12 protein-coding genes and 2 tRNA genes are annotated in these 13,932 nt (G+C 53.6%); 6 read left to right on the top strand and 8 right to left on the bottom strand.

Going from position 1 to position 13,932, the window contains the following annotated elements; all coding sequences use genetic code 11:
• Positions 1-9: 9 nt before the first annotated feature.
• Entirely contained in the window at positions 10-2,091 is a 2,082-nt protein-coding gene (locus IEW12_RS26655; RefSeq protein ID WP_188569191.1) for a S46 family peptidase, read from the top strand.
• Positions 2,092-2,150: 59 nt separating this feature from the next.
• On the opposite strand, the gene IEW12_RS26650 is transcribed toward IEW12_RS26655, so the two are convergent.
• Positions 2,151-2,585 (bottom strand): tautomerase family protein, encoded by a 435-nt coding sequence (locus IEW12_RS26650; protein ID WP_188569190.1) that lies wholly within the window; start codon positions 2,583-2,585, stop codon positions 2,151-2,153.
• 74 nt (positions 2,586-2,659) lie between these two features.
• Positions 2,660-3,526, bottom strand: a complete 867-nt coding sequence (locus tag IEW12_RS26645) for a nuclear transport factor 2 family protein (RefSeq protein WP_188569189.1) — start codon at positions 3,524-3,526, stop codon at positions 2,660-2,662.
• Between the two features lie 248 nt (positions 3,527-3,774).
• Here IEW12_RS26645 and IEW12_RS26640 point away from each other — a divergent pair, with 248 nt between their 5' ends.
• A complete protein-coding gene (locus IEW12_RS26640) occupies positions 3,775-4,347 on the top strand; it encodes a TetR/AcrR family transcriptional regulator (protein ID WP_188569188.1) in 573 nt (190 codons plus the stop codon).
• A gap of 265 nt (positions 4,348-4,612) precedes the next feature.
• Here the strand turns inward: IEW12_RS26640 and IEW12_RS26635 are convergent.
• The 3 genes from IEW12_RS26635 to IEW12_RS26625 all read right to left on the bottom strand — a co-directional run bounded on the left by IEW12_RS26635 (position 4,613) and on the right by IEW12_RS26625 (position 5,125).
• A tRNA-Asp gene (locus IEW12_RS26635) sits at positions 4,613-4,689 on the bottom strand.
• A 32-nt stretch (positions 4,690-4,721) separates the two neighbouring features.
• A tRNA-Val gene (locus IEW12_RS26630) sits at positions 4,722-4,797 on the bottom strand.
• Between the two features lie 55 nt (positions 4,798-4,852).
• Positions 4,853-5,125, bottom strand: a complete 273-nt coding sequence (locus tag IEW12_RS26625) for an HU family DNA-binding protein (RefSeq protein WP_188569187.1) — start codon at positions 5,123-5,125, stop codon at positions 4,853-4,855.
• A gap of 409 nt (positions 5,126-5,534) precedes the next feature.
• On the opposite strand from IEW12_RS26625, the gene purT reads away from it, so the two are divergent.
• Together purT and nadB are read left to right on the top strand one after the other, a co-directional pair.
• Positions 5,535-6,746, top strand: coding sequence for a formate-dependent phosphoribosylglycinamide formyltransferase (gene purT, locus IEW12_RS26620; protein ID WP_188569186.1), 1,212 nt, complete (start codon positions 5,535-5,537; stop codon positions 6,744-6,746).
• An 846-nt stretch (positions 6,747-7,592) separates the two neighbouring features.
• Positions 7,593-9,197 carry an L-aspartate oxidase gene (nadB, locus tag IEW12_RS26615; RefSeq protein ID WP_188569352.1) on the top strand — a complete coding sequence of 535 codons (1,605 nt, stop codon included), beginning with the start codon at positions 7,593-7,595 and terminating at the stop codon, positions 9,195-9,197.
• Between the two features lie 99 nt (positions 9,198-9,296).
• Here nadB and nadC read toward each other — a convergent pair whose 3' ends face one another.
• Together nadC and nadA are read right to left on the bottom strand one after the other, a co-directional pair.
• Positions 9,297-10,199, bottom strand: coding sequence for a carboxylating nicotinate-nucleotide diphosphorylase (nadC, locus tag IEW12_RS26610; RefSeq protein ID WP_188569185.1), 903 nt, complete (start codon positions 10,197-10,199; stop codon positions 9,297-9,299).
• Positions 10,196-11,335, bottom strand: a complete 1,140-nt coding sequence (nadA, locus tag IEW12_RS26605; protein WP_188569351.1) for a quinolinate synthase NadA — start codon at positions 11,333-11,335, stop codon at positions 10,196-10,198. The genes nadC and nadA overlap by 4 nt, the downstream gene beginning before the upstream one ends.
• Before the next feature lie 425 nt (positions 11,336-11,760).
• On the opposite strand from nadA, the gene IEW12_RS26600 reads away from it, so the two are divergent.
• Positions 11,761-13,005 carry a branched-chain amino acid ABC transporter substrate-binding protein gene (locus IEW12_RS26600; RefSeq protein WP_188569184.1) on the top strand — a complete coding sequence of 415 codons (1,245 nt, stop codon included), beginning with the start codon at positions 11,761-11,763 and terminating at the stop codon, positions 13,003-13,005.
• Between the two features lie 251 nt (positions 13,006-13,256).
• Positions 13,257-13,535 carry a hypothetical protein gene (locus tag IEW12_RS26595; RefSeq protein WP_188569183.1) on the top strand — a complete coding sequence of 93 codons (279 nt, stop codon included), beginning with the start codon at positions 13,257-13,259 and terminating at the stop codon, positions 13,533-13,535.
• 63 nt (positions 13,536-13,598) lie between these two features.
• Here the strand turns inward: IEW12_RS26595 and IEW12_RS26590 are convergent, their stop codons facing one another.
• On the bottom strand, positions 13,599-13,820 hold the full coding sequence (locus tag IEW12_RS26590; protein WP_188569182.1) for a hypothetical protein: 222 nt from the start codon (positions 13,818-13,820) through the stop codon (positions 13,599-13,601).
• Positions 13,821-13,932 lie beyond the last annotated feature (112 nt).

Genomic DNA, 13,932 nt, shown 5'->3' with positions numbered 1-13,932 from the left:
AGGTAAAATATGAAAAACTACTGGTTCTCAAAAGCTGTCCCCACCACTTTACTTGTCATCCTTGCCCTGCCAAATCTGTCCTGTGCCGCCGAAGGCATGTGGACGCTGGACAATTTACCGCTGGCCAAACTGCAATCCCAGTACGGCTACAAACCCAGTGGCGAATGGGTCAAGAATGTGATGCTCAGTTCTGCCCGGCTGGCGCTGGGTTGCTCCGGCTCCTTTGTCTCCAAAGATGGGCTGGTGATGACCAACCACCATTGCGCTTCCGAATGCATAGAGCAGATATCGACGGCCCAAAAGAATTACATGAATGATGGCTTTCTCAGCAAAAGCCGGGAAGCCGAAATAGTATGCCCGGCAATGGAAGTCAATCGCCTGGAAGACATACAGGATGTCACCGAGCAGGTGAAGAAAGCCACCGCCGGGCTTGACGGCAATGCCTACAAGGACGCACAGAATGCAGTCCGCGCCAAACTCACGTCGGCATGCGTAGGCAGTGACAAGACCTCTACCCGCTGTGACTTGGTGGATCTGTACCATGGTGGGCGCTACCATATCTATAAATATCATCGCTATGCCGACGTGCGTCTGGTATGGGCTCCAGAGAAAGCGGCGGCCTTTTTCGGCGGCGACCCGGACAACTTCATGTTCCCGCGTTACGACCTGGATATGTCACTGGTACGCGTCTATGAAAACGGCAAGCCTGCTCAGATAAAAAATTTCTTCCCGTTTAGCAAAAACGGCGCGGAAGAAAATGAACTGGTGTTTGTGACCGGCCATCCCGGCTCCACGCAGCGCCAGTTGACGGTCGCGCAGTTGCTGAGCTTGCGCGACATCGGACTGGTGGACAGATTGCTACGCCTGGCAGAACTGCGCGGCGTGATAGAACAATACCGCACCACCAGCCCGGAGGCCGCGCGTACGGCAGAAGGCACGCTGTTCGGCGTAGAGAACAGCTACAAGGCATTGTATGGCGAACTGCAAACCCTGCTCGACCCGGCTTTCATGAAAAAGAAACTGGAGGAGGAAAATGCTTTGCGCAAGTTTGTCGCATCCAAACCGGCGCTGCAATCCAAGGTAGGCGGCGCCTGGAGCGCAATAGAAAAAGCACAGGAAAAATATCGCGCATTGAATGTTCGCGTAAGTAGCATCGAAGGCGGCCGCGCCTTGATGAGCGAGTATTTTTTTCATGCGCGCGACCTGGTGCGTGCGGCAGATGAAAAAATCAAACCGGATGCAGAGCGCCTGCCGGAATACTCCGATGCGCGCTTGCAGGAAGTAGAAGAGCAGATTTTATCGGCTGCACCTATCTATCCGGAATTTGAAAAAGTAAAACTCGTCTTTGCACTGACCAAGATGCGCGAGAAACTGGGCCCCGATGATGCCTTCGTCAAGCAGATACTCGGCAAGGCATCGCCGGAACAACTCGCCAGCGATTTGATCAAACGTTCGACATTGAATGACCCAGCAGTGCGCAAAGCGCTATGGACCGGTGGCAAGGATGCCATCGCCAAGTCGGATGATCCCTTCATCAAGCTGGTCATTTCCATCGATGCGCAAGCGCGCGCCATCCGCAAGCAATACGAACATGAAGTCGAATCCGTCGTACAAAAAAATACCGAGCTGATTGCTCAGGCGATGTTTGCACAATCAGGTACCAGTGCCTATCCCGATGCCACCTTCAGCCTGAGGCTGTCCTATGGGCAAGTCAAGGGCTGGGATGAGGCCGGCAGCAAAGTGCCTGCCTTCACGGATTTTTCCGGTGCATTTGCGCGGGAGACCGGAGCAGACCCTTTTGCACTGCCGCCCTCCTGGCATGCCGCCAAAGGCAAACTGAACCAGGCGCAACGACTCAATTTTGTCACCGACAACGACATCATAGGCGGCAACTCGGGCAGCCCCATGATCAACAGGAATGGAGAAATCGTCGGACTGATCTTCGACGGCAATATCCATTCATTGGGAGGTGCATTCTGGTTCGATCAACGCGTCAACCGCGCAGTGGCAGTGCATAGCAGCGGTATCCTGGAGGCACTGGACAAGATCTACGATGCGAAGGATCTGGTGAAGGAAGTAACAACGAAATAGCAATTCTGGCTTAAAAAAACCTTCCTCCATTGCTCAAAGCAATGGAGGAAGAAATTTTCTTAGCCAGCGGCCTTTGCCTTTGCCGCCAGCGCCGCAAATTCCTCTATACCGAAAGCGGTACCAGCCAGCCCCCAGCCGCCTTCGGCCGCTTCGGTCAACAGCACCCAGGTCCGGCCTGCCTGGCTCGCATCGCCGGATATCCTGGTCACAATCTCGGTCGCTTCCTTGACGATCTGTTTCTGCCCTTCCCGCTTTAGCGAACCAGGGGGAGTAATGATCTGTACGCGCACGGTTCTCGCTTGCGCCGTCGATGCGGTCTGTACTGCGGCAGGGTTCATGCGATGGATATATACCGCCGTATTATTCAGGTGAAAAGGGCCGGGATTTGCGACACCTTCCGCGCGCAGCACGGCCAGAGTAAGGGCTTCGCCCAATTCACGGTCGGCACCGGCGGGGAACAGGTCTGCTGCGGCATATACGTCGATCATCGGCATGGCAAAACTCCTTAATATGGATAAAAATAGTAGGGAAACTGCTGGCGCTACTCGTTCGGCACTTCAAAAGTACTTCAAAACTTGCCGTTCACATTTTTCCATTCGGTACGTGACGGGATCGCTTCTATCGTGTCCCAGTGCTCGGCGATCTTGCCGTTCTGAATGCGGTAAAGGTCATAGTAGGCAGACGGCTTGCCGCCAAAGCTGCCTTCGGCAACTACCAGGACGAAGTTCCCCTCACCCAGCACCTTGTGTACTTTGTCGTACTTCACTGCCAGGCCCTGCTTGGCCAGCGCCTGCAAGCCGGCAAACAAGCCACTCAAGTTATCCGCTACCAGCGGGCTATGCTGGATATAGTTATTGCCATCGAAATAGCTGGTGAATTTTTCCTTGCGGCCGCTCAGCAGATCATCCATATAGGTTTGCATCAGCAGCTTGTTGGCCGCAGTCTTGTCCAGATCGGATGCTACCGCCGGACCGTCTGTCATTGTATGGCCGCTGGGGCTGGGCTTGGCAGTGGCTTCCTGCAGATTATCCCAATGTTCAACAATCTTGCCGTCTTCAAACCGGAAAATATCAAAGCCGGTTTTGGGGCCGAAGAAGTTGTATTCGGTATGAGCAAAGACAAAGTCGCCGTCCTGTAAGACACGCACCGTATTGACCTTGGCTGCGCCTTTGGGCAAGGCCTGAAATAGCCCTTGCACACCAGCCAATCCGTCAGCGACTGCCAAATTATGCTGGATGTATTTATTGGGATTGATATAGCTAGCCATGGGTCTGCCATCACCGGTTTCTATGCTCTTCAGCAGTTCAACCACCTGCTGCTTATGATCAGGCGCTACAGCCTTTCCATCTGATGCATTCGGTCTTGTCGCGCAAGCCGCCAACGCGAATACGCAAGCGATGACTATGCCGGCCCTGCTCAATGAAGCTCGATTCATGCCTGTCTCCTGGTTAGCGTCAATCAATGACGTTTTTCATTTTCAGCACGTTGAGTCAAGGTGATGAAATACCTGAAATTTGCGCCATGAGACACTCAACCACCCGCCCTGTGGTGAACGGACCCGACTAAAAGCTTTGATCGGCAAAGGTTTGCAGCAGGGCAATCAGAATTATACTCATCATCCTCATCAGGGATGATGTCGAATATAATCCACATTGTCAAGCCCGAAGATGGGGGAGTTTTTAGATGGGCCATTCAAAGGCAGAAAAGGCCAAGAGCCATGAACGTATCGTCAAAGTCGCCGCGCAACGCTTTCGCGAGACCGGCGTTGACGGTATAGGCCTGGCCGATCTGATGAAAGATGCAGGACTGACCCACGGCGGCTTCTATCGGCATTTTGATTCACGCGAAGGCTTGGTGGCAGAGGCGATAGAGTGCGCGCTGCAGGATGGCGGAAAAGCGGTTGCTGCCATTGCCAATATCAAACAAGCGCCGTTGGCAGCGGTCATAGATGGTTATCTGAGCCCAGTTCATCGCGACCAACTGGCAAGTAGCTGCGCAGTTACTACTCTGGCCGGCGACGTCGCCCGCAGCAACGACAGGGCACGCTCAGCCTACACCAAACAGGTAGGCATCTACCTGGACTTGCTAAACAGTTTAATCCCGGACAAAAAAGATGAAGCGAGAAGAGCGAAAGCCATCACTGCGCTTTCCACACTGGTAGGCGCAGTGTCATTGGCGCGCGCGGTGAATGATGATCAGCTTTCTGCAGAAATACTACAATCCGTCGCAGTCCTGCTAAAAGAGCAGCTTAAATAGCACTCGGCGCGGATGGGAGCCCGCAAGCGGGCAAAATGGCAGATGCAAATAAAAATGCCCGCTTGCGCGGGCATTTTGTATTCTTGGCGGAGTGGACGGGACTCGCCCACACCTTGCAGGCCGCTGAATCGCTTGCAAGCGATTCCCTTCGAGTCCCCCCGAAAGCCGCGCAGGCGGCTTTCTCCCCTCCGCAATATACGCCCGCAAGCGGGCAAGATGGTAGATACAAATAAAAATGCCCGCTTGCGCGGGCATTTTGTATTCTTGGCGGAGTGGACGGGACTCGAACCCGCGACCCCCGGCGTGACAGGCCGGTATTCTAACCAGCTGAACTACCACTCCTAAGATCTTGCATTTATGCTGAACAGTATTGATGGTGGGCGCTGAGAGGCTCGAACTCCCGACCTAAGCCTTGTAAGGGCTCCGCTCTACCAACTGAGCTAAGCGCCCCATCCTACAACACTGCTACAACAAGGTGGTGCTTGTCACCGCACCACGAAGTCCATTAGTTTACCGCATCTTTCAAAGCTTTGCCAGGCCTAAATTTAGGAACTTTCGCAGCTTTGATTTTTATTGCATCGCCAGTACGTGGATTACGGCCAGTCCTGGCAGCGCGTTTACCTACGGAAAAGGTGCCAAAACCCACCAGGGTAACAGTACCGTTTTTCTTCAATGTCGTTTTAACGGCACCGATCACCGCGTCCAGCGCACGTGATGATGCAGCTTTAGAAATGTCCGCAGTTTTCGCAATGTGATCGATCAATTCAGTTTTATTCACTTACGCCCCCTCACAAAAGTTTGACTTCGCAATGATGTATCCGATTATTTTATTTGTCGAGCATCTATCACGGCAAGCAGAAAATCTGCAGCCAGTATTAAATCAAGCGGCAAAGCCCCATGTCAAGCGCTTTGCGTATTTTCATTACAATCTATGCCGGTTTTTCATATTAAATCGAAAGTATAATTTCGGCTATCCATTTCAGCGTAAATCGGCTTTGGCGTGCGCCCATCAGCGCAATTAAATATGGCTGATACTGAAGTAGAATCGATAACCGCACATTCTGAGAGGCGCTTCAGCAATATTGCGCTGCCGTATTCCGCGCTGCAGTTTTCACGCACAAGTCAGTCAAATAGCGATACCGGCACATCTATTACTATCCATTTCCCCAAACTACTTATTAATAACTATGAATACGATAAAACGACTGGGCACGCCCTTATCCCACACTGCAACCAAAGTCATGCTGCTGGGTTCCGGTGAACTGGGCAAGGAAGTGATTATTTCCCTGCAGCGCCTGGGTGTGGAAGTGATTGCGGTGGACCGCTATGAAAACGCTCCCGGCCACCAGGTCGCCCACAGGGCCCATGTGATAGATATGACAGATGGCACTGCACTGGCAAAACTGATAGAACTGGAGCAGCCCGATCTGGTTGTCCCTGAAATAGAGGCGATTGCAACGCCTATGCTGGTGGAGCTGGAAAATGCCGGCAAGGTACGAGTCATTCCTACAGCGCGCGCAGCATGGCTGACGATGAACCGGGAAGGAATACGACGCCTGGCAGCCGAAACCCTGTCCCTGCCGACCTCCCCTTACCGCTTTGCCGACAGCCTGGATGAACTGAAAGCCGCCTGCGCCGAGATCGGCTTCCCCTGCATCATCAAACCGGTCATGTCCTCCTCCGGCAAAGGCCAATCCAAGATCGACAGCGCTGCCGAAGTGGAAGAAGCGTGGAACTATGCAGCAGCAGGCGGCCGCGTCAACTCCGGCCGCGTAATCGTCGAAGGTTTCATCGACTTCGATTATGAAATCACGCAACTGACAGTGCGCGCCATCGGCAAAAACGGCGAAGTAGAAACCCACTTCTGCGACCCTATCGGCCACGTTCAAGTACAGGGCGACTACGTAGAATCCTGGCAGCCGCAAATCATGCACAGCAAAGCCCTGGAACGCTCGCGCGACATCGCCAAGAAAGTGACCGACGACCTAGGCGGCCTGGGCCTGTTCGGCGTAGAACTGTTCGTCAAGGATGAGATGGTCTGGTTCTCCGAAGTCAGCCCGCGCCCGCACGACACCGGCATGGTCACCATGGCCAGCCAGGTGCAGAATGAATTCGAACTGCACGCCAAAGCCATCCTGGGCCTGCCTGTCAACGTCGCACTGAAATCCCCTGCCGCCTCCGCCGTCATCTATGGCCAGCATGATGCAAAAGCGATTGCCTTTGAAGGCGTGGCAGAAGCGCTGCAAACCCCAGGCGTGGATATTCGCCTGTTCGGTAAGCCTGAATCTTTCGCGCGCAGGCGCATGGGCGTGGCGTTGGCGGTTGCGGCCGATACCGATGCGGCGCGGGTGTTGGCTAAGCAGGCTGCGGCTACGGTGAAGCCAGTGGTAGTTAAGTAGATTACGCTGTAAGCGCTTCCGCGTTCATGAGGCAGTGCTAAATTAAGTTTACTCTTCGTCGGTACAAGCCGGGGGTGGCCCGGCGGCCACTCACTTTTTCTTGCTTCGTCAAGAAAAAGTAAGCAAAAAGAAGACGACCGCAGACTTGCCCTTCGGGTGATGGCACGTAGTGCCATCACATTTTGCTGCATTACAAAAATGGGAAATGAACGAAACTCGCCTTCGGCTCAGACAACGTTCATTTCTGATCCATTTTCTGTAACGCACAAAATACTGCGTCCCAAGCGGGGGCACGTCAAAACCAACGTCAACAAAAACCCCCGATCAAGCCAACTTATTGCACTGAGCAAGTTCTATTTGCTTTCGGAGAATCTGGTTGCCGTTGTTTTTGACTTGGTTTTTGCTTCTGCTTTTGACTTTAAACCGCTCTGAGCCTCGCCGATTGTGCGGTACAGAAAATGGATCAGAAACGGGTGTGTCTGAGCGCAGCGAGTTTCGCCCGTTTCCCATTTTTTGTACCGCATAATCGGGCACCCCGAAGGGGCGAGGCTTGCGGTCGCCTTTCTTTGCTTACTTTCTTTGGCGAAGCAAAGAAAGTAAGTAGCATGCCGGGCTACCCCCGGCCAGCAATACTAAAACGGCCAGCTCAATCGCCAAGTGAGCAAGACACGCTAGCGAGATAAAATATATCAATCAAAGTGCCCAAACCAAAAATAGTCTATAGTTTAGGCTCATTTTGGCACACCCACCTTGGGTACGGCACCGGACGGCAGCAGTAGAAGCTCCCCGCACGAGACATGCGGTACAACCTCCGCCTCAGCCAATGTATATCAAAATCATATGAACATGAAATTCGACGTTGCAATAGTAGGTAGCGGCCTGGCAGGTTTATCGGTGGCGCTGCATCTGGCAAAGACCCGCAAGGTAGCAGTGATCTCCAAGAAAGAATTGCTGGACGGCGCCAGTAACTGGGCGCAAGGCGGCATTGCCGCCGTGCTGGACTCCGGAGACAGCCATGACCAGCACATCTCGGATACCTTGATCGCCGGCGGCGGCCTATGCGATGAAGGCGCGACCCGCTTCATCATAGAACACGGACGCGAAGCGATAGACTGGCTGATAGAACAAGGCGTGCCCTTTACCCGTGACGACAGTGCGGAACTGGGTTTTCACCTGACCCGCGAGGGCGGCCACAGCCAGCGCAGGATCATCCATGCAGCAGATGCGACCGGCCATGCGGTGCAGGTCACGCTGGAAGAAAAGGTGCGCTCTCATCCCAATATCACGCTGCTGGAACACCACTACGCGATTGACGTCATCACCACTTCCAAGCTGGGCGACCAGTCCCCTACGCCGCGCTGCGTCGGCCTGTATGTGCAGGATGTCAAAACCGGCAAGGTGCATACTGTTTCAGCACATCACACGGTAATGGCGACCGGCGGCGCCGGCAAGGTCTACCTTTACACGACCAATCCGGATACTGCAACCGGCGATGGTATCGCGATGGCATGGCGCGCAGGCTGCCGCGTGGCGAATATGGAGTTCATGCAGTTCCACCCTACCTGCCTGTATCACCCCTACGCAAAATCCTTCCTGATCACCGAAGCAGTACGCGGCGAAGGCGGCGTGCTGAAGCTGCCGGCAGAGGCAGGCAATGCAGCAGGCACCCGCTTCATGCAGGCGCATGACGAGAGAATGGAACTGGCGCCGCGCGACGTCGTTGCCCGCGCGATCGACTTTGAAATGAAAAAGCGCGGCCTGGACTATGTGGAACTGGACATCAGCCACCAGCCGCCGGAATTCCTGAAAGAACACTTCCCCACCATCTATGCAAAATGCCTGGAGCTGGGCATCGATATCACCAAGCAGGCGATACCAGTGGTGCCTGCGGTGCATTTCACCTGCGGCGGCATCGTCACCGACACCACCGGCCGCACTGACCTGCCCGGCCTGTATGCAGTGGGCGAGACCGCCTATACCGGCCTGCACGGCGCCAACCGCCTGGCCAGCAACTCGCTGCTGGAATGCCTGGTGGTCGGCAAAGCTGCGGCACAGCATATCGCCAGCCAGCCGGAAGCAGAGTTTCGCAAACTGCCATCCTGGGATGAAAGCCGGGTATCGGATGCCGATGAAGAAGTCGTCATCGCCCATAACTGGGACGAGTTGCGCCGCTTCATGTGGAACTATGTCGGCATTGTGCGCACGACCAAGCGCCTGGAAAGAGCCAAGCACCGTATACGCCTGCTGAAGGAAGAGATAGACGAGTACTACGCCAATTTCCGCATTTCCAACAACCTGCTGGAGCTGCGTAACCTGGTGGAAGTGGCATCGCTGATCGTCAACAGCGCGCTATCCCGCCGCGAAAGCCGCGGCCTGCATTTCAGCCGCGATTATCCGGATACCTTGCCGAAAGCACTGGCCACCGTGCTGTCGCCAAAACGCAAGAAATAAGCAGATGCAAAACAAAAGAGCGCCCGGTTTGCGGCGCTCTTTTGTTGATGGCTTAGGCTTTTATCGTTTTTCCTGAACCGTTTTTTCTACACCGTTTTTTTAGATAATACGCAGCGAAAAATCTGTTGCCTTTATATCCTTGGTCAGGCTACCGATAGATATCCTGTCCACCCCAGTTTCGGCAATCGCCCTGACCGTTGTGGTATCCACACCGCCGGAGGCTTCCAGTATTGCCCGTCCGGCAGTCAATGCCACCGCTTCACGCATCAGAGCAGTCGTAAAGTTATCCAGCAAGATGGATGTCGCGCCCGCCTGCAAGGCATCTTCCAGTTCTTTCAGGTTTTCCACTTCTATCTGTATGCTGACGCCCGCATTCAGGGCCAGCGCAGCTTGCATGGCTTCAGTAACGCCGCCTGCTGCGGCAATATGGTTTTCCTTGATCAGGATGCCGTCATACAAGGCCAGGCGCTGATTCTTGCCGCCACCCACGCGTACCGCGTATTTTTGCGCCAGGCGCAATCCCGGCATGGTCTTGCGCGTATCCAGGATAGCGGCACGCGTGCCCTCTACGATCTGCACATAGCGGCGTGTAGCGCTGGCGACACCGGACAGCAATTGCAGGAAATTCAGTGCGCCACGCTCTGCTGTCAGTAAGGCGCGCGCCGGTGCTTCTATCTTGCACACTACCGTATCCGCCGCCATCAGCGCACCCTCGGCATACTGCCATTGAATGCGAATACCAGCGTCCAGCCTGCTCATCACCGCCTCAAACCAGGGAGCGCCGCACAGCACGGCCTGTTCGCGCACGACGACATTCGCACTCACCCATTCATCGGCGGGTACCAGCTTGCCGGTCAGGTCGCCATTGCCGACATCTTCTGCCAGCGCATCGGCGACGTTGCGCTCAAAGGCGGCAGCGAGTGCCGCATCAAACGGCGCAAAGGGATTAGTTAACGTGGAATTAGCTAATGTGGAAGCGGATTCTTTGATTTGCTCACTCATGCAGGGCCTATACCTGAAAACAGTTTTTGTTCTTTTGCCAGATCTGCGCTCGGGCGCACATTAGCTTTTTTCTTTGCAGCGAAATCCAGCATGCGGTCTATACAGACCGTGGCTTTCTTGCCGACTTCACTATCCACATGGATCTCGTTGGCGCCGGTTTCCAGCACTTGCGCAAGATTCACCAGGCCATTCATCGCCATCCATGGGCAATGCGCGCAACTCTTGCAGGTAGCGCTGTTACCGGCCGTCGGCGCAACGATAAAATGTTTATCCGGAGCCGCCATCTGCATCTTGTGCAGGATGCCGTTATCGGTTGCGACGATGAACTCTTTCGCATCCATCTCTTTGGCTGCATTGATCATCTGCGTCGTGGAACCGACCACGTCGGCCAGAGCAACAACAGAGGCCGGGGATTCCGGATGCACCAGCACTTTGGCGTTTGGATATTCTTCCTTCAGCGTTTCCAGCTCTACCGATTTGAACTCGTCATGCACCAGGCAAGAGCCCTGCCATAACAGCATGTCTGCACCGGTCTGCTTCTGGATATAGGCGCCAAGATGCTTGTCCGGCGCCCACAAGATTTTCTTGCCCTGCGCGTGAAGGTCGGCAACGATGTCCAGGCCTATGCTGGAAGTTACCATCCAGTCCGCCCTGGCCTTGACTGCCGCACTGGTGTTGGCATACACCACCACGGTACGGTCTGGATGCTCGTCGCAAAACGCGGCAAACTCGTCGGCCGGGCAACCCAGGTCCAGCGAACAGGTAGCATCCAGATCCGGCATCAGGATGCGTTTTTCGGGACTCAGTATCTTTGCTGTTTCGCCCATGAAGCGCACGCCGGCAACCACCAGCGTCTTGGCTTCATGGTCACGGCCGAAGCGCGCCATTTCCAGGGAATCGGAAACGCAACCGCCGGTTTCTTCGGCCAGGTCCTGGATATCGGCATCCACATAATAGTGGGCAACCAATACCGCATTTTGTTCACGCAATAATTGCTTGATGCGCTGCTTCAGCGCTTCTTTTTCCGTAGCGGAAGGTATGACGGGCACCTTGGCCCAGGCATTGGCGACACAACTGGTGCCGCTGTCCATTTGTGGACGTTCAAACTCTACAACTTTGGTAGCTTCCATCTGCATGATCTGTTGGGTCTTAAATATCGACTTTTTATCGACTTCTGCCACGCGCGCACATCTATGAACATGCACGCAAGACAATAAATGCCGGATATTTGTTACCTAAAAAATTAAGGTTCCTAAAGTGTACCCCAGCTTAAGCTTCATCACAGAAAGCAAAAAACCGGCATACACTTGGTTTGAAAGCGAGATGATACAGCAATGAAATCAACAAAAGACATTTTTACCAACACCAGACAGCCCTCCCGGCGTCAACGCAAATGAGTTCTAGCGCATTCATATTCCTTGCGATATATTCAACAGGTCGCTTAAAAATGTGGCAACGGCAGTAAAAAAGAAACAAAGCTTCATCATGCCCGAAGCTTGCGGTCGCATGTGTTTGTCGCTTTGCAAATAAATAAATCAATAATAAATATGGAGATATCCGAATGAAACATCGTTTGAAGAAAATGAGCATAGTCTTGTCATTCACTGCCTTGGGCTTGGCGACACAGGCGCAGGCAGAGAATGTAAAAATCGCTTTTATCGACGCGCTGTCGGGTGCGTTTGCACCGCCGGGACAAACCGCGCTGAAGAATTTCCAGATGGTTGCCGACCTGGCCAACCAGCAGAAATGGGCCGGCAATAATACGATAGAGGTGGTCGGCTTTGATGGCAAAGGCAGCCCGCAGGATTCGCTGACGCAGTTGAAAGCCGCGATCGATCAGGGCTACCGCTATGTGACGCAAGGAGGCGGTTCCGGCGTGGCATTTGCGCTGATTGACGGCATCAATAAATACAATGAGCGCAATCCGGGCAAGGAACTGGTCTTCCTCGATTTCGCCGCGCTGGACCCGGATCTGACCAATTCCAAATGCAGTTTCTGGCACTTCCGCTTTGAGCCGAATTCAGACATGCGCATGGAAGCGCTGACCAGCTTCATGGCCAAGGATCAGGGCATCAAGAAGGTCTTCATCATCGGTCAAAACTACGCGCTGGGGCACCAAGTGAGCCGGGCATCGAAAGACTACCTGAAGCGCAAACGGCCGGACATACAGATCGTCGGCGATGATTTGCACCCTATCGCCACCGTCAAAGATTTCTCGCCCTACGTGGCCAAGATCAAGGCTTCCGGCGCTGATTCTGTCATCACCGGCAACTGGGGCAATGACCTGGCGCTGCTGATCAAGGCCGCCAAAGAAGCCGATCTGAAAGCCAACTTCTATACCTATACGGCCTACACCACTGGCGTACCTACCGCAATGGGTTCAGCCGGTGTGGACCGCGTGAAGAACGTCAGCAACTGGAACATCAACAACGAAACCTATGCCGGTCATGAAATCGCCGAAGCCTTCAAGAAAAAATACAATGAAGACTATTGGCTGATGTCCAGCCACAGCGTTATCGCGATGCTGTCCAAGGCCTTCAAGGATAATAATTCCGTCGATCCGGTAAAGACCGCTTTTACCATGGAAGGCATGAAGATCAAGAGCCTCAACGGTGAAGTGGAAATGCGCAAAAGCGATCATCAGGCACAACAGCCTATCTACATCACAACCTGGGTTAAGACCAACGGCAAGGATGTGAAGTATGATCAGGAAAACACTGGCTTTGGCTGGAAAACAACACAGAAGATCGATAGCTTTGTTGCAAGCCAGCCCACTTCTTGCCAGATGAAGCGCCCGTCCATTTAGAGCGCACGCACCTCGCAAAATCCATCCCTGCATCGCCTTGACAAGACAGAGGCGATGCAGCGGTTTTTCCCTTATTTTCTTATCAAGTTAAACGACGTAGAAACACAGGCCGGCACTGTTTGCAAATGACAAACAGGTGCAATTAAATCGTTCACGCCCTTACGCAAAGCGTAGAATACTTTAGCGGGAACGCTGTTGCAGCTTGCCTTGTACCCGCTTCCTAAAGGCATACACCAGCTAGTGAGGAAGAAATGAATTTTCTAAAACCACCGACCTATGTAGTCGATTTCACTCAAAAAACAATTCTGGCGGTGCTTTCTCCGGCTGCACTGGAAGGAGATGAAGTCGATCTGGATGTCTACGCCAACAAAGACGTTGCACAAAAATTTGAGGCCAAGGGACAAAGGCTGAAAGAAGACAGGGATGTGTTCCGCGTAATCACTGCGCTAAATGATGGCACGGATACCTACGACTGGAACTACACCATACTACGCGAGTCTGCAGACCGGCATCGCAAGAACAAAAAATAAAATCCGGTATATCCGGGATAAACGCATCATCCAGGTACTGCCATGATCGCGTTTCATAAAAATTCAGAGCATTTCCATAGCTACCTTGAGCGCAGCTTCTTCGGCTGCCTGCTCGCTATTGAACACGGTTTCCACACATACCTGCTGATAGGGAAAAACGCTGTTGCGATGCATGGGATTGGTGCCTCGCCCGTAGATAGTCAGATGCGCTGTCCAACTTGAACTATTGGGCACCCGCACGCCGGCTAACTCTATGTCATGGCCCTTGATCTGCTCTGTACGCATAAACGCCTCCATGTAATGATGAAAATCTTATCACGGAGCGCATAGTCGTATTTTTTGAGGATGGATACGCTACAACAAGACGCCAGGCATCAGTCGCAACATCGGCAGATGC

It is taken from the genome of Parundibacterium terreum, from assembly GCF_014636315.1.
Taxonomy (GTDB): domain Bacteria; phylum Pseudomonadota; class Gammaproteobacteria; order Burkholderiales; family Burkholderiaceae_D; genus Undibacterium; species Undibacterium terreum.
This window is presented reverse-complemented; position numbering and strand designations above follow the sequence as displayed.

Bases quoted from the DNA above. Each gene is read 5' to 3' on its own strand.
- IEW12_RS26655 (WP_188569191.1), top strand. From the start codon at position 10: ATGAAAAACTACTGGTTCTCAAAAGCTGTCCCCACCACTTTACTTGTC.
- IEW12_RS26650 (WP_188569190.1), bottom strand. From the start codon at position 2,585: ATGCCGATGATCGACGTATATGCCGCAGCAGACCTGTTCCCCGCCGGT.
- IEW12_RS26645 (WP_188569189.1), bottom strand. From the start codon at position 3,526: ATGAATCGAGCTTCATTGAGCAGGGCCGGCATAGTCATCGCTTGCGTA.
- IEW12_RS26640 (WP_188569188.1), top strand. From the start codon at position 3,775: ATGGGCCATTCAAAGGCAGAAAAGGCCAAGAGCCATGAACGTATCGTC.
- purT (WP_188569186.1), top strand. From the start codon at position 5,535: ATGAATACGATAAAACGACTGGGCACGCCCTTATCCCACACTGCAACC.
- nadB (WP_188569352.1), top strand. From the start codon at position 7,593: ATGAAATTCGACGTTGCAATAGTAGGTAGCGGCCTGGCAGGTTTATCG.
- nadC (WP_188569185.1), bottom strand. From the start codon at position 10,199: ATGAGTGAGCAAATCAAAGAATCCGCTTCCACATTAGCTAATTCCACG.
- nadA (WP_188569351.1), bottom strand. From the start codon at position 11,335: ATGCAGATGGAAGCTACCAAAGTTGTAGAGTTTGAACGTCCACAAATG.
- IEW12_RS26600 (WP_188569184.1), top strand. From the start codon at position 11,761: ATGAAACATCGTTTGAAGAAAATGAGCATAGTCTTGTCATTCACTGCC.
- IEW12_RS26595 (WP_188569183.1), top strand. From the start codon at position 13,257: ATGAATTTTCTAAAACCACCGACCTATGTAGTCGATTTCACTCAAAAA.
- IEW12_RS26590 (WP_188569182.1), bottom strand. From the start codon at position 13,820: ATGCGTACAGAGCAGATCAAGGGCCATGACATAGAGTTAGCCGGCGTG.